This window comes from Lampropedia hyalina DSM 16112 (assembly GCF_900129055.1).
In the GTDB taxonomy this organism is placed as follows: Bacteria; Pseudomonadota; Gammaproteobacteria; order Burkholderiales; family Burkholderiaceae_C; genus Lampropedia; species Lampropedia hyalina.
This window is the reverse complement of sequence record NZ_FQUZ01000001.1, coordinates 144,029-160,916: the sequence shown is the minus strand read 5'-3', so window position 1 is coordinate 160,916 and position 16,888 is coordinate 144,029. Positions and strand designations below refer to the sequence as shown.

The 16,888-nt window shown below is 64.8% G+C and carries 19 protein-coding genes; 7 read left to right on the top strand and 12 right to left on the bottom strand.

Translation table 11 applies throughout. The annotated features are described in order from the left end of the window. Nucleotides 1-9: 9 nt before the first annotated feature. The 3 genes from BUE21_RS00665 to BUE21_RS00655 are packed head-to-tail and all read right to left on the bottom strand — an operon-like array spanning nucleotide 10 to nucleotide 1,923. Nucleotides 10-831: an alpha/beta fold hydrolase gene (locus tag BUE21_RS00665; RefSeq protein WP_073353375.1), complete on the bottom strand. Its 822-nt coding sequence runs from the start codon at nucleotides 829-831 to the stop codon at nucleotides 10-12. A 4-nt stretch (nucleotides 832-835) separates the two neighbouring features. Next, a complete protein-coding gene (locus BUE21_RS00660) occupies nucleotides 836-1,132 on the bottom strand; it encodes an AzlD family protein (RefSeq protein WP_200796667.1) in 297 nt (98 codons plus the stop codon). Then, nucleotides 1,132-1,923 (bottom strand): AzlC family ABC transporter permease, encoded by a 792-nt coding sequence (locus tag BUE21_RS00655; RefSeq protein WP_084522590.1) that lies wholly within the window; start codon nucleotides 1,921-1,923, stop codon nucleotides 1,132-1,134. The genes BUE21_RS00660 and BUE21_RS00655 overlap by 1 nt, the downstream gene beginning before the upstream one ends. 87 nt (nucleotides 1,924-2,010) lie before the next feature. On the opposite strand from BUE21_RS00655, the gene BUE21_RS00650 reads away from it, so the two are divergent. The 4 genes from BUE21_RS00650 (at nucleotide 2,011) to BUE21_RS00635 (ending at nucleotide 5,060) form a co-directional block, all read left to right on the top strand. After that, entirely contained in the window at nucleotides 2,011-2,475 is a 465-nt protein-coding gene (locus BUE21_RS00650; RefSeq protein ID WP_073353374.1) for an Lrp/AsnC family transcriptional regulator, read from the top strand. Nucleotides 2,476-2,522: 47 nt separating this feature from the next. Continuing rightward, a complete protein-coding gene (gene acpS / locus BUE21_RS00645; RefSeq protein WP_073353371.1) occupies nucleotides 2,523-2,930 on the top strand; it encodes a holo-ACP synthase in 408 nt (135 codons plus the stop codon). A gap of 44 nt (nucleotides 2,931-2,974) precedes the next feature. Next, nucleotides 2,975-4,078 (top strand): beta-N-acetylhexosaminidase, encoded by a 1,104-nt coding sequence (nagZ, locus tag BUE21_RS00640; protein WP_073353368.1) that lies wholly within the window; start codon nucleotides 2,975-2,977, stop codon nucleotides 4,076-4,078. Nucleotides 4,079-4,148: 70 nt separating this feature from the next. Beyond that, entirely contained in the window at nucleotides 4,149-5,060 is a 912-nt protein-coding gene (locus BUE21_RS00635; protein WP_073353365.1) for a LysR family transcriptional regulator, read from the top strand. 5 nt (nucleotides 5,061-5,065) lie between these two features. Here BUE21_RS00635 and BUE21_RS00630 read toward each other — a convergent pair whose 3' ends face one another. From BUE21_RS00630 to BUE21_RS00590, 9 genes are all read right to left on the bottom strand, one after another. Further along, entirely contained in the window at nucleotides 5,066-5,980 is a 915-nt protein-coding gene (locus tag BUE21_RS00630) for an ABC transporter permease (protein WP_234971003.1), read from the bottom strand. 28 nt (nucleotides 5,981-6,008) lie between these two features. Continuing rightward, entirely contained in the window at nucleotides 6,009-6,995 is a 987-nt protein-coding gene (locus BUE21_RS00625) for an ABC transporter permease (RefSeq protein WP_073353363.1), read from the bottom strand. Between the two features lie 38 nt (nucleotides 6,996-7,033). Further along, nucleotides 7,034-8,671 (bottom strand): ABC transporter substrate-binding protein, encoded by a 1,638-nt coding sequence (locus BUE21_RS00620; protein WP_073353362.1) that lies wholly within the window; start codon nucleotides 8,669-8,671, stop codon nucleotides 7,034-7,036. Nucleotides 8,672-8,805: 134 nt separating this feature from the next. Next, complete coding sequence (locus BUE21_RS00615) at nucleotides 8,806-9,732, bottom strand: 2-hydroxyacid dehydrogenase (protein ID WP_073353359.1); 927 nt, start codon at nucleotides 9,730-9,732, stop codon at nucleotides 8,806-8,808. Nucleotides 9,733-9,769: 37 nt separating this feature from the next. After that, nucleotides 9,770-10,810: an acyl-CoA dehydrogenase family protein gene (locus tag BUE21_RS00610; protein WP_234971002.1), complete on the bottom strand. Its 1,041-nt coding sequence runs from the start codon at nucleotides 10,808-10,810 to the stop codon at nucleotides 9,770-9,772. Nucleotides 10,811-11,019: 209 nt separating this feature from the next. Continuing rightward, the gene (locus tag BUE21_RS00605) at nucleotides 11,020-12,348 is read right to left on the bottom strand and encodes an NtaA/DmoA family FMN-dependent monooxygenase (RefSeq protein ID WP_073353356.1); all 1,329 of its coding nucleotides are present in this window, start codon (nucleotides 12,346-12,348) and stop codon (nucleotides 11,020-11,022) included. Between the two features lie 35 nt (nucleotides 12,349-12,383). After that, nucleotides 12,384-13,400 (bottom strand): NrtA/SsuA/CpmA family ABC transporter substrate-binding protein, encoded by a 1,017-nt coding sequence (locus BUE21_RS00600; RefSeq protein ID WP_073353353.1) that lies wholly within the window; start codon nucleotides 13,398-13,400, stop codon nucleotides 12,384-12,386. 58 nt (nucleotides 13,401-13,458) lie between these two features. Beyond that, nucleotides 13,459-14,205, bottom strand: a complete 747-nt coding sequence (locus tag BUE21_RS00595; protein ID WP_073353351.1) for an ABC transporter ATP-binding protein — start codon at nucleotides 14,203-14,205, stop codon at nucleotides 13,459-13,461. Beyond that, nucleotides 14,202-15,032: an ABC transporter permease subunit gene (locus BUE21_RS00590; RefSeq protein WP_234971001.1), complete on the bottom strand. Its 831-nt coding sequence runs from the start codon at nucleotides 15,030-15,032 to the stop codon at nucleotides 14,202-14,204. The genes BUE21_RS00595 and BUE21_RS00590 overlap by 4 nt, the downstream gene beginning before the upstream one ends. Nucleotides 15,033-15,323: 291 nt before the next feature. On the opposite strand from BUE21_RS00590, the gene BUE21_RS00585 reads away from it, so the two are divergent. From BUE21_RS00585 to BUE21_RS00575, 3 genes are all read left to right on the top strand, one after another. Beyond that, nucleotides 15,324-15,815 (top strand): DUF2946 family protein, encoded by a 492-nt coding sequence (locus tag BUE21_RS00585; protein ID WP_073353348.1) that lies wholly within the window; start codon nucleotides 15,324-15,326, stop codon nucleotides 15,813-15,815. Nucleotides 15,816-15,984: 169 nt separating this feature from the next. Next, nucleotides 15,985-16,302: a c-type cytochrome gene (locus BUE21_RS00580; protein WP_073353346.1), complete on the top strand. Its 318-nt coding sequence runs from the start codon at nucleotides 15,985-15,987 to the stop codon at nucleotides 16,300-16,302. Between the two features lie 47 nt (nucleotides 16,303-16,349). After that, nucleotides 16,350-16,781, top strand: a complete 432-nt coding sequence (locus BUE21_RS00575; protein WP_073353344.1) for a DUF2946 family protein — start codon at nucleotides 16,350-16,352, stop codon at nucleotides 16,779-16,781. Nucleotides 16,782-16,888 lie beyond the last annotated feature (107 nt).

Genomic DNA, 16,888 nt, shown 5'->3' with positions numbered 1-16,888 from the left:
AGCGGTGGGTCATTCCACCGCGTGTGTTTGCAGCCATTGTTGAATCTGTTGCAGCACGTCCTTCGGGCGTTCGCGGTGCGGCACATGCCCGACCCCTTCCAGCAGGCACAGCGTGGCAGGCCCCCGGCTGTGCTCGGCAATGCGCCGGGGATGCGTGCTGCAACCGTATTCATCCTTCTCGCCGTGGATGACCAGCAGCGGGCACTGCACGCGCGGCAGTTCCTCGTCCAGCGTCCAGTCGGCGAACCACGGTGCGCACCAGGAATCCACCCAGGCCCGCAGTACCCATGCGGCCTTGTCGCCGTGGTATTTCTGTAGCCGCTCCAACTGGCCGGGTTGCGCGAATGCCTGTTCCACCTCGCGAATGCCCGCCAGAATGCCATCGTCCACGAAGGCCTGCGCGGCAATCGTCACCAGCCCCCGGCAATCCTCCGGGTGCTGGGCGGCCGCACACACGGCCATGCCGCCACCCACGCTGTGGCCAAGTGCGATGAAGCGTGTCAGCCCCAGAGCCTCGCGCAAGGGCTGCAAACCTGCGCGGGTTTCTGCCCGCACGAAATTGCCCGACAGCCTGTCGGGGTACGCGTCGGACTGTCCGAAGCCCAGGCGGTCGTAGGCAATCACATCCCGCCCGGTGGCGGTGGCCAGTTGCTGGGGGAAGTCGCGCCACAGGGCCACACTGCCCAGCGAATCGTGGAACAGCACAAAAGGACTGCCGCCTGCCTGTGCCGCCGGTGCGCCAGAGGGATGCCAGCGTTCGGCATACAGCCTGCCATGTGGTGTCGGAATCCAGAGGGTTTCTTGGGGGATGGAGGGGGTGGTAGGCTGCATGGCGTCAGGCAATCAAGTGGTGGGAAAGTGCTGCCACACCGATGCCGATCAGCACCGTGGGCAACATCGGGAAGCGCGTGGCCGCCAGCACGGTGGCGGCCAGTGCGATCAGATCGGCGCGGTTGCCGGATACGAAGTAGGGCGCGATAACGGAAATCAGCACGCAGCCCGGTGCCGCAGCCATGACGGCATTGGCGCGTTGGCCCAGCGTGCGCCCGTGCAGCAGCAAAAAGCCCAGCACACGGGTGAGGTAGGTCACGGCCGCCATCAGCACGATGGTGAGTACGGTCAGGCCATCCATCAGGAACGCTCCGACAGCACATACGCGGTGGCCAGCCCTGCGATGGCTCCCACCGCCACATACCAGGCTCCCGGCAGCAACCCGTGGGCTGCACCGGCCGTCACCAGACTGCACAGCCAGGGCAGTGCGCCACGCCAGCCCGGCCACATGCCGCGCAGCAGCACCAGAAACACCGCCGGAAACGCCATGTGAAATCCCCAGGGGCGCAAGTCCCCCAGGCTGGGGCCTGCCGCCGCTCCAACGGTGGTAAAGACGACCCAGGTCAGGTACAGCCCCAGCGAAACGCCCAGATAGTAGTGCAGGTTCAAAGCGGGCTTTCTGCCGTCTGGCTGCTGTTTGCGTGCATCGGCCAAGGCCATGGCCCAGCTCTCGTCGCACATGAAAAACAGCGCGAACAGCGCACGCCGACGGGGCAGATGGCTCAGCAAGGGGGCCAGCACTGCGCCCATCAGCAAGTGGCGGCTATTGACCAGCAGCGTGATGGCGACGATCAACAGCACATGGGGCGGGGATGACCACAGCGCAATCACCGCAAATTCGGAGCCGCCGCCAAAGTTGAGACCGGTGAGCAGCGGCACTGCAACCACGCCCAGCCCTTTTTGCGCGGCCTGTGCGCCCAGCACCAGCGCGAATGGGATGAAACCCAGCATCACCGGTATGGCCTTCTGGAGGCCCCGGGCAAATTCTCTGCCCCCTTTGTTGGAAGGCGGGGCATGGGAAGGGAGGGAGTCAAGCGGGTTCACGACACAGGCCAGGCAAGAGTGGGAGGGCAGGCGGTCGATTATGGTCATGTGGCTTGGGCATGGGCTTGCGTTATTGCCCAATATGGCCAGGATATTGGCATAGGATGCTGCATTTATCCCATTGAAAGGCATTTCATGCCAGCCATGCTTGACAAGATGGATCGCCGCATCCTCATGACCCTGCAACAGAATGGCCGCATCCAGAACGTGGAGCTGGCCAGCCAGATTGGCCTGTCTCCCTCGCCCTGCCTGCGGCGGGTGCGGCAACTGGAAGAAGCGGGCGTGATCGAACGCTATGTGGCCATGCTCAACCCCGCCAAGGTGGGCGTGGGCTTCACCGTTTTTGCCCGTGTCTGGCTCACGGGGCAGGACGAGGAAACCGTCAATCATTTCATTCGTGCCATCCAGGCACTGCCCCAGGTCACGGAGTGCCATCTCATGGCGGGGGATTGCGATTTTCTGCTGCGCGTGGTCGTGGCCGATCTCGATGCCTACCGCCAGTTCCAGATTCGGCACTTGAACTGCATCAAGGGACTGCAAAGCGTCAAGACCGAAATTCCCATGCAGAAGGTCAAGCAGACATGGCAACTGCCACTGTAGCTTTGGCGCACAATCGTCGTTTTGCCGAATCACTGCGGGAGCACGCCATGATCTACGGAATCGGAACCGATATTTGCGATATTCGCCGCATTGCTGCATCGGTGGCGCAGCATGGCGAGCGGTTTGCCCAGCGGGTGCTGGCCGATGGTGAGTTGCTTACCTGGCGGCAGCGCAGTGCGCGCTGGCCTGCGCGGGGGCACAGTTTTCTGGCGACGCGCTTTGCGATGAAAGAGGCGTTCAGCAAGGCCATCGGGCTGGGTATGCGCAGTCCGATGGGCTGGCGGCTGTGCGAGGTCGGGCACGCACCTTCGGGGCAACCCTGCATCATCACCCACGGGGCATTGCGCGAGTGGTGCGGGCAACGCCATCTGCAATTCCAGGTGAGCCTGTCAGATGAAAAAGATTATGCGGTGGCGTTCTGCATTGCGCAGATCGTGCCGCCGGTGCGGGAATAATGCGGGGTTCTGCCTTCTCTCTCCATTGACCTGAAATCCGCCCCATGTTCGCCCACGCCCCCCTGTTCATTGACATTGCCTCCACCACCCTCGATGCCGACGATCAACGCCGTCTGGCGCATCCGCTGGTGGGCGGGCTGACGCTGTTCGCCCGCAACTGGCAGAACCGCCAGCAGTTGCTGGAGCTGTGCGCCAGCATCAAGGCCATTCGCCCCGATCTGCTGATCTGCGTGGATCAGGAGGGCGGGCGGGTGCAACGCTTTCGCACCGATGGCTTCACGGTGCTGCCGCCCATGCGCGCGTTTGGGCAGATGTGGGGCCGTGGTGCAAAGAAGGGCCAGAGCCGCAAGGGTGCGGCATTCGGCAAGAAACCCATGCAGGCCATGAATGCCGCCACGGCCACCGGCTATGTGCTGGCCAGCGAACTGCGCAGTTGTGGCGTGGATTTGAGTTTCGCGCCGGTGCTGGACCTGGACTGGGGCGGCAGTGCCGTGATTGGCGACCGCGCCTTCCACAGCGACCCCGCCGTGGTATCGGCTCTGGCGCAAAGCCTGATGCACGGGCTGCTGCTGGCGGGCATGGCACACTGCGGCAAGCATTTTCCGGGGCATGGCTACGTCAAGGCCGATTCGCATGTGGACATTCCGCTGGATACACGCAGCCTGAAGGCCATCCTGAAGCAGGATGCCGCGCCCTATGCGTGGCTGCGTGCCAGCTTGCAGGCCGTGATGGTGGCGCATGTGGTCTATCGCAAGGTGGATGCCCGGCCCGCCGGGTACTCGCCCACCTGGCTGCAAGCGGTGTTGCGCGAGGAACTGGGCTTCGATGGCGCGGTGTTCAGCGATGACCTGAGCATGGAAGGCGGGCGCAGCCTCGATGGCCGTGCCGTCAGCGTTACCGAAGCGGGCGTGGCCGCCTTGCAGGCGGGTTGCGACATTCTGCTGCTGTGCAACCAGAGCCTGAACGGCGGCAAGGTGCTGGACGAATGGATCGACGGCATGGCGCAGGCACTGGAGCAGCAGCAGTGGCAGCCATCGGTTGAAGCCGAACGCCGCCGCCTCGCCCTGTTGCCCACCACCGCCGCGCTGGGCTGGGACGAGCTGATGCTGCACCCGGCCTATTTGCAGGCACTCGAACAGTTGCCGTGACCGCATGGTGCCTCACGCATGGCATTCCTGATTTGCAACCCGCACACCCCGCATACATTCCCCCTGCTGCATGAAAATTGACGACATTGAGGCTTTCGTGACCACGGTGCGCTGCCAGTCCATCAGTCTGGCCGCCCAGCAACTGGGCCTGACCCAGCCCGCCATCACGCGGCGTTTGCAGAACCTGGAAGAAAGCCTGGGCATTGCATTGCTCGATCGGCATACCAAACCGCCCAAACCCACCGAACAGGGCTGGCGCGTACACAACCAATGCCAGGCGGTGCTGCGCGAGCTCAATGCACTGCGCGAACTGGCGGCGGCCGACTTGCCGCCCACCGGCAGCATCCGCCTGGGGCTGACCCAGGGCATTGGCGAAGTGGTGGCCCTGCACGCGCATCGACTCCTGCGGCAGGCATGGCCGGAACTGGCCCCGCTGATGGCCACGGGTTCCGGGGCCGGTGTGCTGCTGGAGCGTGTGGAGCGCGACGAACTGGATGCGGCGGTGCTGTTTCTGCCGCGTGGCGCGTTGTTGCCCAGAAACCTGCATGGCACGCGCCTGTTGGAGTCGGAACTGGTGGTGGTGGGCCGCAAGGGCGACTGGCCCGGCAAACGCCATGCGCTGGTGGAATGCAACGAACGCGGCTGGGTGCTCAACCCGGATGGCTGTGGCTTCCGCGCCGGGCTTCAGCGGGCACTGGCGGCCAAGCACCTGCCCCTGCGGGTCAATCTGGACTGCTACGGACGGGACTTGCAGTTCCAGAGCGTGGCCGAAGGCCTGGGGCTGGGCCTGTCGCCGTTGCCCATGCTGGAATCCAGCCCGTGGCGAGAGCGGCTGCAAACCATTGCCCTGCCGGATTTCAAGCCGATGATCGATCTGTGGCTGGTGACCGGCAAACCGCTGGGGCGGCTGGACGCACCGGTGCAGGCCTTTGGCGAAGCGGTGGCCCGACAGGTGATGGCGGGCGGTGAATCCCGATCCTGAACCGGCTATTTTTGCCGCAGATACGGGTTGAACGCATCATTGATGCCTTCGCCCAGCAGGTTGAAGGCCAGCACCGTCAGCACGATCAGAATGCCCGGCAGGCCGCAGATGTACCAGGCATCCACCACCTGTTCACGGCCACTGCCGATGATGGTGCCCCAGCTCATGACGTTTGGGTCGCCCAGCCCCAGGAATGCCAGCGCGGCTTCGGTCTGGATGGCATAGGCAATGGACAGCGTGGCCACCACCACCACGGGCGGCAGGGCGTTGGGCAGGATTTCGCGGAAGATGATGCGCCAGTGCCCCATGCCGGTGGCGCGGGCGGCCTGCACGAATTCGCGTTCGCGCAGTTGCAGGAATTCGGAACGCACCAGCCGCGCGGTCGGTGGCCACGAGACGATGCCGATTGACCAGACCACGGTGGCCACGGAAGGCCGGAACACCGCCACCAGCACCACCGCCAGCACGAAGTTCGGCACGGTCTGGAACACCTCGATGACGCGCAGCAAAATGGCATCGGTGCGGCCCCGGAAGTAACCTGCCAACATGCCCACGCCAATGCCGACGATGGTGGAGATCAAGGTGCTGACCAGCCCCACCAGCAGCGAGACGCTGGCCCCCGAGACCAGCCCGGTGGCCAGGTCGCGGCCCATCGAGTCCGACCCCAGCGGGTGGCTGGCATCCTCGCCGGGCCAGAGCATGGGTGCGGCCACCATGTCCCACGGGTCGCCCGGAAACACCCAGTGCCCCACGGTGGCCAGCAGCAGGATGAACGCCAGTATCACCAGCCCCACCCAGGCCGCCGGATTGCGCAGCAGCAGCCCCAGAAAGGCCCGGCTCCGTTGCCAGAAGGCTCCATGCCGGGAGGCCGCAGGCACGCGGGTGGCGGCTTGGCTGTGGGAGGGGAGGGAGGTGTTCACCAGTGTGCTGCCTTGTTCATGCTCACGTTCATGCGCTGGCCTGCACCCGTGGGTCCAGCCATGAGTACACCAGATCCACCACGATGTTGATGACGGTGACCAGAATCGAACTCATCAGCAGAATGCCCATCAGCAGGTTGAGGTCGCGGGCATTGACGGCCTCGAAGGCCAGTCGGCCCAGTCCCGGCCAGTTGAAAACCGACTCGACCAGCACCGCGCCGCTGAGCAACGAGGCCACCTGATAGCCCAGCATGGTCACCAGCGGCAACAGGGCGTTGCGCAGCGCGTGGTGCAGGGTCACGCGCAGCTCGCCCAGGCCCTTGGCGCGTGCGGTGCGGATGAAGTCTGCGCCGTGCAGCTCCAGCATGGCACTGCGCACCAGCTTGGCGTACACCGCCAGATAGAAGGTGGACAGCGTGAGGGCGGGCAGCACCAGATGCCGCGCCACGTCCCAGCCCCAGGCCAGCCCGGTATGCGCGGCCCGCAAGTCCACCATGCCGCCCGAGGGCAGCCAGCCCAGCTTGGCGGAAAACAGCACAATCGCCATCAGCCCCAGCCAGAAGGTGGGAATCGCGTAGCTGACCAGCAGCACGATGGAAATCAGCGTGTCCACCCAGCCGTGCACCTTCAGGGCCGACAGCACACCCAGCACCACGCCCAGGGCCAGCGCGATCAGGATGGCGGCCAGCATCAGCAGCAGGGTGGCGGGCATCCGTTGCAGAATCAGTTCCAGAACCGGCATGTTCTGCCGGTGCGAGTAGCCCAGATCCAGCGTCAGTACATTGCCCATGTAGTGCAGAAACTGCACATGCACCGGCTGATCCAGCCCGAACTGCGCCCGCAACTGGGCCATGGTTTCCGGGGTGGCCGCACCCGCTTCACCCGCCAGCACGTCCACCACGTCGCCGGGGGCGAGCTGAAGGATGAGGAAGTTCAGCATGGCAATGCCCAGCACCACCGGCAGCACATACAGCAGGCGGTGGCGCAGGAAACGCAGCAGTGGCGCGGTCGTCATCGGGGCAGGGGGCTTGCTTCAGGCGATGCAATGCCGTGTCATTTCGCCGGTTCCAGCCACGCATCGGCGTAGCTGTCGAACAGGCCATCGCCTTGCAGGGCCAGCTTCTTCAGGCGGGCGGTGGATACCGTCACCCAGGTCTGTTCGATCAGCTCGATCAGCGGCACCTCTTCCTGCACGATCTGCTGCCATTCCTTGATGAGGGCCTTGCGCTTGGCATCGTCCGGCTCCACGCCCGCGGCTTCCATCACCTTGTCCAGCGCGGGGTTCGAGTAGCCGGAGCCATTCGTCCAGGGCACACCGGGGCGGATGTTCTGCGTCCAGTACAGGCGTTGCACCCCCAGGGTCGGGTCTGGCAGGCGGTGCAGGCTGGAGGTCATCAGGTCATAGTCGGCATCGGTGAAGATGCGCTTGAGATAGGCAGCGGTGTCGTTGGTGCGCAATTCCACGTCCACATCCACCTTGGCCAGCGACTGCTTGATGAATTCGCCCGAACGCGGCCCGATCACGCCCCCGAAGCCATCTACATCCAGCGTCACCTTCAGACGCTTGCCATCCGCGCCTTTCCTGAAGCCAGCCTCGTCCAGCAGGGCGGCGGCCCGCTGAAGGTCCAGCGGATATGAGCGCACCTCGTTGCTGTAGTAATTCACCACCGACGAGGGCACCGGCCCGGTCGCCACCTTGCCGTAGTTCTGGAACACAATGCGCAGCAGGGCCTGCTTGTCGATGGCATGGGCAAAAGCCTGGCGCACGCGCACATCCTGGAAGTGCGGCTTGCGCACGTTGAACTGCAACAGGAAGATGGTAGACAGGTAGTTGCCATCGGTCAGGTTGATGGTGAACTTCTTTTCGTCCTTGAAGCGGTTGAGGTTGGTCAGCGGCACGATGGAACCCAGTGCCACGTCGATTTCCCCTGCCTCAATCGCCACGGTGCGCGCGGCGGCATCGGGGATGAAGCGAAACAGCAGGCCATCCAGATACGGCTGTGGGCTGCCATCCGCACCCTTGCCCCAGTAATGGGGGTTGCGTTCGAGCCGGATATGGCTGCCCTTGACCCATTCCTTGAACACGAACGGGCCTGTGCCAATCGGGGCATTGTTGGCCGGGTGGGTCAGCACGTCCTTGCCCTCGTAAATGTGCCGGGGCAGAATCTGCGCGCCGTAGGTATTGATGTAATTCAGGATGTAGGGCGCGGGGGAGGAGAGGTGAATCACCACCTGGTGCGCATTGGGGGTTTCCACCTTCTCCACGTTGGCAAAGGCCGCACGTCCGAACGGGTGTAGCTTTTTCCAGACTTCTTCCAGCGTCCAGGCCACGTCGGCAGAGCTGAAGTCCTTGCCATCGTGCCATTTCACGCCCTCGCGCAGGTGGAAGGTCAGCGTCTTGCCATCGGCCGCCGTTTCCCACGAGGTGGCCAGCGCAGGCTGGGGTTGCAGGTTCAGGTCGTAACTGACCAGCCCTTCCAGAATCTTCGACGACACCATGCCCACATTCATGGTGGTCAGGTTGGCGGAACTGAGCTGGGTAGGCTCGGGCGCGATGGCCACATTCAGCACGCCACCCTGCACCGGCTGGCTGCCGACCGTCTGGGCCTGTGCCGCACCCAGTGCCAGACTCCAGCCAGCACCGGCCAACACCCAGGCTTGGCTCCATTTCAACAAAGAACGACGCTGCATCTGTTGGGCTCCATCAATAAGAATGTGTTCGTGGTCAGAAAATTGCCAATTATTTTATAAACAAATATTTTTACATTTGTTATTTTTATATTGTTGCTTTTATATAAGAGAGCCTCCAGCAGCCATGCCGGGCATCAATATCCCCGTTGCCGATCCACCAGCCCCACGGGCGGCAGGCCGCTTTCGTGGCGTTGGATGTTGGCGGCCACGGCCTGGGCAGCGGCCACCGGCTGCATGCGGGTGGCAATATGCGGAGTGAGGATGACTTTGGGGTGGTGCCAGAGCGGGTGTTCCGGTGGCAGCGGTTCCGGCTCCACGACATCCAGCACGGCAGCCGAGAGCTGGCCGCTGTCCAGTGCCTGGAGCAGGGCCGTCTGGTCGAGCTGGCGGCTCCGCCCCGCTTGCACCAGTGCCGCCCCCGGCGGCAGTTGTGCGAACAGGGCAGCGTTCAGGAATCCTTCGGTTTGTGGTGTCAGGGGCAGCAGGCACACCAGAATGTCGGTCTGTGCCAGAAACGCCCCCAGTTGCTCTGCCCCGTGGTAGCAGTGCATCCCCTCCATCTGCCGGGGACTGCGGCTCCAGCCGGAGAGGGCAAAGCCAAAGTCACGCAGGCGTTCCAGCACGGCCGTGCCCAGCACCCCCAGCCCGAGTACGCCCACGCGCTGCTGTGTGGCCTGCACGGCGGGCAATACGCTCCATATTCCCTGCCGTTGCTGGTGCAGATACTGCGGCAGCTTGCGATGCAGGGCCAGCACCGCAAGGCTGACGTATTCCTGCATCATGCGGGCAATGTCTTCATTCACCATACGCACCAGTTGCACCGAAGCGGGCAGGCCGATGGCAGTGAACTGATCCACCCCCGCACCGCTGGAGAACAGAATCTCCAGCCCGGAATAGCGCGCCAGATCTTCCGGCACATTCCAGGTGAGCAGGTAACGCACATTGGACGCGGCCACACAGGCCGCATCGGTGGCCACCGGCAAATCGGGCAGCAGGTCTGCAAAAGTGCGGGCCAACAGAGTTGCCGTTTCGGCATGGGCGATCTGGATCAGCAGGGTCATGAATGTCTGGTCTTGAGGTACATCGATGCGCTGGTTTTCAGAAAAATGCCCCGGTGGGCGGCAGGGTGCCGTTGAGGTAGTGGTCGCCGATGATGCGTTCCTTGTAGGTGCGCGGGTTGTGCGAGGCGATGACCCTGGCGTTGCGCCAGTGCCGATCCAGCGCGGCGGTGGCCGATACGCCACTGCCGCTGCCCACGTCGATCAGCAGGCTGGCTAGCTGGGCAGTGGCTTCGTCGGTGACGATCTTGGCTTCGGAGGCGGCGAGGGTGGCGGCCAGCGAACGTGCGTGGGTTTCGGCGGGGTCGTCGCTGGGGTGCCAGGATTGTTCCAGTGCCTGGATGGCGCGGTCCACCACAGCCAGCACGGCACTGCGGTGGGCGGCGATGCGCCCCACGGTGGCCTGGATTTCCGGCTCCTGCGCGGGGGTGTCGGCCAGTCCGTGGTAGAAGTTGCGCTGGCGGCGGCGCACCAGCGCGATGGCATCGGCCAGCACGCGGTTGGCAATGCCGCTGACGGCGGTGGTCAGGTATACCTGATGGAACGTGAAGCCGTAGAGCGTGTGGCCGTCTGCCGTGGCGCGGGGTGGCAGGTCGAACAGGTCATGGCCCTGCACCAGCACCCCATCGAAGACGGTGCTGCCGGAGCCGGTGAGCTTCTGGCCAAAGCTGTCCCAGTCGTCGTCCAGGTGCACGCCCGGCGCATCGGTGGCGACGAAGAATTGCCGAACCTGGCCGCTGGACGGGTCGCTGGCGGTGGCCAGCAGGTAGTCGGCGTAGATGTTGCCGGTGGAGTAGATTTTTCTGCCGGAAATCTGCCAGCCCTGCCGCGCTTGAGACCATTGCAGTTGCGTGGCAGGCACCCGGCCCACCGAGCCAGCGGGTTCCCCGGTTTGTTCGTTGAAGGCCACGCCCAGGGTTTTGCCTGCCCCGATCTGCTCCAGCAGGTGGCGCGAAAAGGGTTGTTCGGGCGTGCGCAGGTGCTGCTCGACGGCAAAGAAGTGGTTGCGGAAGATGTGGGCGATGTTCGGATCGGCCGTGGCCAGGTCGCGGGCCAGCCAGAACAGTTCCGGCAGGGACACGGCCTGTCCGCCCTGTTCTCTGGGGAGGCGCAGCGCGCCAAAGCCGCGTTGCTTCAGCGCGGCGACTTCGGCGTGAATCAGGCGGTGGCTGGTGTCGCGCTCGGCGGCGGTGTCGGCAAACTGCTGGAACAGTTCGGCATAGCCCAGGCGTTGGGTGGTTTCGTGCCAGACGATGGGGTGGATGCGGGCATGGATAGGGTGCTTGGGAGTCAGAGGGTGGCGTGGAAGGCGGGCAGGCCCAGGTGGTCGCGCAGCGTGGAGCCGGTGTATTCGGTGCGGAACCGCCCGGCTTTCTGCAAGACGGGGATGAGCTGGTTCACCACGTCTTCCAGCCCGCTGGTCTGCACGTCGATGTTGAGGTTGAAGCCATCGGCAGCCTTGCTGTCCAGCCAGTGCAGGATGTCGGCGGCCACCTGTTCGGGTGTGCCGACGATCAGCCGGTGCCCGCCGATCAGGTTGGCGCGCAGTGTCTGGCGCACCGTCCAGCCGTGCTGGCGAGCATCGTTGAGAATTTCCCGGCGGTGCCAGCGCGAGGCCAGCGGCACCCGGCTTTCCACTTGTTCGATGGCTTCGTAGGGCAGGGGCTGGTCGTAGGGCAGGTCGTCCGGCTCCAGGGCCAGATGGTGGGCCAGTTCGCGGCGCAGGAATTCGTGGTCCAGCAATTCGTCCAGTTCGTCCTTGCGCCTCTGCGCCTCGGCTTCGGTGCTGCCCAGAATCGGGAACAGTCCGGGCATGACCAGCAGGTGGTCGGGGTTGCGCCCGTGGCCTTGTGCGAGGGCTTTCACGTCGGCATAGAACTTCTGGGCGTTGGCATGGACGCGCTGGCCGGTGAACAGCGCGTCGGCCCAGCGCGCACCGAAGGCCTTGCTGTCCTCGGACTGCCCGGCCTGAAAGATCACGGGCCGTCCCTGGGGGCTGACGGGGGCCGACAGCGCACCGGCGGAGCGGAAGTGCTGGCCCTGCACATTGATGGGCCGCAGCCGGGCCGGATCGACGAACACATGGTTCTGGGCATCGGCCACGATGGCTTCGTGGGGCAGGGAGTCCCACAGTCCGGTGACGATTTGCGCGAATTCGCCTGCCCGCTGGTAACGCTCCTGCTGGTCGAAGCCCTGTTCCAGGCCGTAGGCGGCCAGTGCAGCCGGAACCTGGCTGGTGATGATGTTCCAGGCGGCGCGCCCCTTGCTGATATGGTCGAGTGAGGCAAGCTGCCGTGCCACGGTGTAGGGGTGGCCGAACAGGCTGGTGGTGGTGACGACCAGCCCAATGTGCCCGGTGGCCTGGCTCAGCGCGGCATGCAGGGCCAGCGGATCCAGCGCGCGCCAGGGGCGGTGGTAGGCTTCGGGCACCAGCCCGCCCGGCCCGTCGGCGAGGAACAGCGCGTCGATCTTGCCGCGCTCGGCCAGTTGGGCAATGTGCACGAAGGCATCGATGTCGGTGGGCAGGGTGGCCGGTTGGGGCAAGGTTTTCCAGGCGGCATCGTGGCGGCCGGAGGCGAGGACATTGACACCCAGGCGAACGGGTTGGGTAGTGGACATGGTTTCAGACTTCGGAAGAACAAGGAATCAAATGATCAGACGCGCACCACATGCTCGGACACGGTGACTTTTTTCGGCAGGATGGCGCGCTCGGCCAGCCAGTCGGCAGCGCGCTGGAATTCGCGTAGGAACTGCGGATCGTCGGCCTCGTAGAACTGGTGCTGGCGTTGGTAGCCGATGAGGTGGTCGCGCACGGCATCGCTGTACTTGCCTTCCTTCTGCGCCAGCAGCTCGGATTCGCGCGGGTGTTCGCTGACCCAGCGGCCTTCGGCCTGCCAGGCATTGATGACGGCACGCACCAGCGCGCTGTTGTCCACGGCAAAGCGGCGCAGCGACACCAGCGAGGAATAGTCGATCAGGAAGTCCAGGTCGGTGCCTTCAAAGAAGATGTCCTTGGCGTCGTACTGGTCGCGGGCAATGTCCACGCCGGGCGACCACATCGACCAGGCATGAACCCGGCCCTGCCCGAAGGCGGGGGCGGCATCGGGCGGGTTGAGGTAGACGAACTCCACCGACTGGCGATCCACGCCGTGCTTTTCCAGTGCGGCCACCAGCAGGAATTCGCCCAGGCCGGAGCGGTTCACCGCCACTTTCTTGCCTGCCAGGTCTTTCACCGAGTCGATGTCGGAATCCTTCCTGACGATGATGGCGGTGCTGCGCGGGCTGTAGATGTTGAAGTGGGTGAACACCAGCGGCGAGCCGGCAATGATGGCGGCCAGTGCGGGCGTGGTGCTGCCCCAGAAGCCGAAGTCGGCACTGCCGCCGACGACGGCCTGCAATGAAGGCGCATGATTGGGGAACGGCCCGACCCATTCCACCTTGATGTCCTGGGCGGCCAGGGTTTTCTCGAACTCGCCGCGCTCGCGCGCAATCAGCGGCAGGCCGCCGCGCCCGAAGCCCACGCGCACGGTATCGGTGTTGCGCGTGCCCTGCGCCAGCACATGGCGTGGCAGGAGCAGGCCGCTGGCGGCTGCGCCAAACGAGGCAGCGGCCAGTCCGGCCCCTTGAAGCATGCGGCGGCGGCTGGCGAAAAAATCGGGTTTCTGGCTCATGGGTGGCTCTCCGGGAAGGGTTGCGGGGGAACAGAAAAGGAACGAGGGGTGGCGGTATTCAGGCCACGGCCTGGGTGGTGCTGGCCAGCGGGCGCGAATCCACGCCCAGCTCTTGCAGCAGTTGCTGGCGCAGCCGCAGGCGTTGCGCTTGGGCCTGCGCAGTCACCGGGTAGGCGGCGGCAATGCGGCCATGACGCATGATGAGAATGCGGTCGGAGATGGCGATGGCTTCGTCCACGTCGTGCGTGACCAGCAGCACGCCGGGCTGGTGGCGTGCCACCAGCTCCTTGATGAGCAGGTGCATCTTGATGCGCGTGAGTGCGTCGAGGGCGGCAAACGGCTCGTCCAGCAACAGCAGGCGGGGTTCGCGCACCAGCGCACGCGCCAGGGCCACGCGCTGCGCCTGTCCGCCCGAGAGGCGGCGCGGCCAGTCGTTCTCGCGGCCCGCCAGCCCCACTTCCTGCAAGGCGGCTTCTGCCAGTGGCCGGCCCCGCGTATCGTCGATGCCCAGGGCCACATTGCGCCACAGCGGTGCCCAGGGCAGCAGCCGGTGTTCCTGAAACACCACGGCGGGCTGTGCCGGGCCATCGACCTGGCCCGCATCGATGGCATCCAGCCCGGCCAGTGCGCGCAGCAGCGTGGTCTTGCCGCAGCCGCTCTCGCCCTGCAATGCAACGAATTCGCCGGGGGCGATGTCCAGATCGAGATCGTCCACCACCACGCGCTCGCCATACTGGCGGCGCAGGCCGCGCACGCGCACGGCCAGTCGGGGTGGAGCGGACGGGGTGGCGGGTGACTGGCTCATCGTCCCTGCTCCTGGTCGTAATTGGGATGCCATGCCAGCAGGCGACGCTCCAGCAGCCGTGCCAGGCTGTCGGCCAGCACGCCGATGCCGGCATAGATCAGAATGGTCAGCACGATGACGTTGGTTTGCAGAAACTCCCGCGCATCCATTGCCAGAAAGCCGATGCCCTTGGTGGTGGCAATCGTCTCGGCAATCACCAGGGCCAGCCATGCCACCGCCAGCGCGTAGCGCACGCCGGTGAGAATCGAGGGCATGGCTCCGGGCAGGATGATGCGCATGACCTGCTCGCGCACGCCCAGCCCCGTCACCTTGCCCACTTCCAGCAGCTTGGGATCGACCTGCCGTATGCCCAGCACCGTGTTGATGTACACCGGAAACAGCACTGCCAGCGCGACCAGGAAAATCTTGCCGCTCTCGTCCACCCCGAACCAGATGATGACCAGCGGCAGCAGCGCGAGAAACGGAATGGCCCGGATCATCTGCACCGAGCGGTCGAGAATGGCCTCGGCCAGCCGCGAGAATCCCACCAGCACCCCCAGTGCAAAGCCGATGCCGCCGCCGATGGCAAAACCCACGGCCGCCCGCGCCAGACTGTGCCCCAGATGCACCAGCAGCGTGCCATCGCGCAGCAACTCCCAGCCCGTCCAGGCCACGCTGCTGGGCGCGGGCAGAATCTGTGGGCGGATGGTGCCGATGCGCGACAGCAACTCCCAGACCAGCACCACCAACACCGGCACGGCCCAGGAAATGGCCAGCCATTCGGCCTGCCGCAGGGCGCGTCGTGGCTGGCGGCTTGCGGCGCGTGCCTGGCCTGCGTCAGCCGACATGGACATCCTGACGGACAGGCCACGGCAGGCAATGAAGCCGGAATCGGAAAACGTGCATCGGAAGCCTCGCAACAGTCGAAAGAGTGCGTAGCGTACCGCTTGATTATAAAAATTGGGAATATTAATTAATCATTTTTATATGTGAAATTTTTATGATGAAGTCTGGCAGAGTGGCACGGCCTGTTGCCCATAGACCGTGCGGCAGTGGGACATGCGGGCAGTAGCGGGCGGAAACTTGCTACACTGGCGACCATTGCGTTATTTTGAACAGCATTCCCATTTCTCCCAGTCATGAAGCATTTGCGCCTGCACCAGCACCTGACCACATGGTTCGCCCTGTGGGTGTTGCTGCTGGGGCTGACCCTGCCTCTGCTGGGCCATGCGGGGATGTCGCGTTTTCTGGGCATCGGCCAGCCTTCTGCCGACAGGGTCGAAAACGCCCAGCCGGGCACTGCGTCTGCTTCATCGATGCCGGAATGGGTGTCGATCTGCACCAGCACCGGCATGGTCTGGATGGACTTGGCCGATGGCAGTGCGCAGGCTCCGGCCGCCACACCCGCTGCACCCGCCTCTGACATGGCAGGCGGGCATTGCCTCTACTGTCTGCTGCACGATGAGGAACTGGCCCTCGATGTACAGGCCATCTGGCTGGTCTTGATGGCATTCCTGCCGTGGCAGGGCGAAGCCACACGCATGGCGGCGTTCGCCCCGACACTGCCGCTCCCGCTGGCTGGGAACCATCGCCCACTGCAACCGCGCGCACCGCCACAGCCGCTGGCCTGAAGCGCGGGTTTCACGCCCCCACAGAACCCGCTCTGGTCTGGCGCATGCCGCCAGAGGCTTGTGCCGCTTGCCCTGGGGTTTCGCCTCCTTCACGTTCCTCGTTTCTGGCGGTTTGCCCGATTCCTGCCTGCATCCGCGTCCGCCGTGGCGCAATGCCTTTTGCCTTGCCATGACCCGATTTGTCCTCGTCCTGATGCTGTTGGCCACCACGGTGGTGGCTCCTCCCTCGTATGCCTCTGAACAACTGGCCAAGGCCAAAGCCTGCCTGGCCTGCCACCAGGTGGGGCGCAAGGTGGTGGGGCCGGCCTACCAGGATATTTCCAGCAAGTACGCCGGGCGCGACGATGCGCAGGCCGTGCTGGTGCAGAAGATTCTCAAAGGCAGCAGCGGCGAATGGGGCGTGATTCCGATGCCCGCCAACCGCACCGTCAAGCCCGAAGAAGCCGAGCAACTGGCGCAGTGGATTCTGGGCCTGAAGAAGCCCTGAATGTTTTCTGATCGTATTGCATTGATTTTTTGACCCGCCGCCCGCCCATGTCTGCCTCGTCCACCCTTCTGCAACGCTGCCGCCAGCTCCGCGCGCTGGTGCAGTGGCTGCTGTTGCCGGTGTTGCTGTGGACGGCGCTGCATCCGGCCCTCATCAATGCCGCGCAGCCCGCAGGCGAGCGCATCATGCTGTGCAGTGCCCAGGGCATGATCTGGGTCGAGGTGGTGGAACAGGCCGATGGTGTGCTGGGGTTGGTCGAGCAGTTGCAGCCTGCCGATGACGACGAGCCTGCTTCGGCATGGTCGCCCTGCCCGTGGTGTCGCCATGTGGGGCACTGGCCTGCCTTGCCGCCACAGGAGCCTGCATTCTGGCAGGAGCCGAACCGGGCGGATGCCCCGCACCCCGTGCCGTTGCAGCGTTGGGCCAATACCGCGTGCGACGACTATCGCCTGCCACTGGCGCGTGCGCCGCCCTTGTGATCTTGCTGTTCGCCTGCGCTCCCTCCCCACATACAGGACAGGGTGCAGGCCAACAGACCGATGGATTCTTTTTTGGGGCCTGCATGGTTCCCGATGGCCGCTGCGCA

What these genes read in the sequence shown, in the direction of transcription:
- BUE21_RS00665 (WP_073353375.1), bottom strand. Translation starts at nt 831, where the DNA reads ATGCAGCCTACCACCCCCTCCATCCCCCAAGAAACCCTCTGGATTCCG.
- BUE21_RS00635 (WP_073353365.1), top strand. Translation starts at nt 4,149, where the DNA reads ATGAAAATTGACGACATTGAGGCTTTCGTGACCACGGTGCGCTGCCAG.
- BUE21_RS00580 (WP_073353346.1), top strand. Translation starts at nt 15,985, where the DNA reads ATGACCCGATTTGTCCTCGTCCTGATGCTGTTGGCCACCACGGTGGTG.
- nagZ (WP_073353368.1), top strand. Translation starts at nt 2,975, where the DNA reads ATGTTCGCCCACGCCCCCCTGTTCATTGACATTGCCTCCACCACCCTC.
- BUE21_RS00655 (WP_084522590.1), bottom strand. Translation starts at nt 1,923, where the DNA reads ATGACCATAATCGACCGCCTGCCCTCCCACTCTTGCCTGGCCTGTGTC.
- BUE21_RS00585 (WP_073353348.1), top strand. Translation starts at nt 15,324, where the DNA reads ATGAAGCATTTGCGCCTGCACCAGCACCTGACCACATGGTTCGCCCTG.
- BUE21_RS00600 (WP_073353353.1), bottom strand. Translation starts at nt 13,400, where the DNA reads ATGAGCCAGAAACCCGATTTTTTCGCCAGCCGCCGCCGCATGCTTCAA.
- BUE21_RS00620 (WP_073353362.1), bottom strand. Translation starts at nt 8,671, where the DNA reads ATGCAGCGTCGTTCTTTGTTGAAATGGAGCCAAGCCTGGGTGTTGGCC.
- BUE21_RS00625 (WP_073353363.1), bottom strand. Translation starts at nt 6,995, where the DNA reads ATGACGACCGCGCCACTGCTGCGTTTCCTGCGCCACCGCCTGCTGTAT.
- BUE21_RS00605 (WP_073353356.1), bottom strand. Translation starts at nt 12,348, where the DNA reads ATGTCCACTACCCAACCCGTTCGCCTGGGTGTCAATGTCCTCGCCTCC.
- acpS (WP_073353371.1), top strand. Translation starts at nt 2,523, where the DNA reads ATGATCTACGGAATCGGAACCGATATTTGCGATATTCGCCGCATTGCT.
- BUE21_RS00575 (WP_073353344.1), top strand. Translation starts at nt 16,350, where the DNA reads ATGTCTGCCTCGTCCACCCTTCTGCAACGCTGCCGCCAGCTCCGCGCG.
- BUE21_RS00650 (WP_073353374.1), top strand. Translation starts at nt 2,011, where the DNA reads ATGCCAGCCATGCTTGACAAGATGGATCGCCGCATCCTCATGACCCTG.
- BUE21_RS00590 (WP_234971001.1), bottom strand. Translation starts at nt 15,032, where the DNA reads ATGTCGGCTGACGCAGGCCAGGCACGCGCCGCAAGCCGCCAGCCACGA.
- BUE21_RS00615 (WP_073353359.1), bottom strand. Translation starts at nt 9,732, where the DNA reads ATGACCCTGCTGATCCAGATCGCCCATGCCGAAACGGCAACTCTGTTG.
- BUE21_RS00595 (WP_073353351.1), bottom strand. Translation starts at nt 14,205, where the DNA reads ATGAGCCAGTCACCCGCCACCCCGTCCGCTCCACCCCGACTGGCCGTG.
- BUE21_RS00660 (WP_200796667.1), bottom strand. Translation starts at nt 1,132, where the DNA reads ATGGATGGCCTGACCGTACTCACCATCGTGCTGATGGCGGCCGTGACC.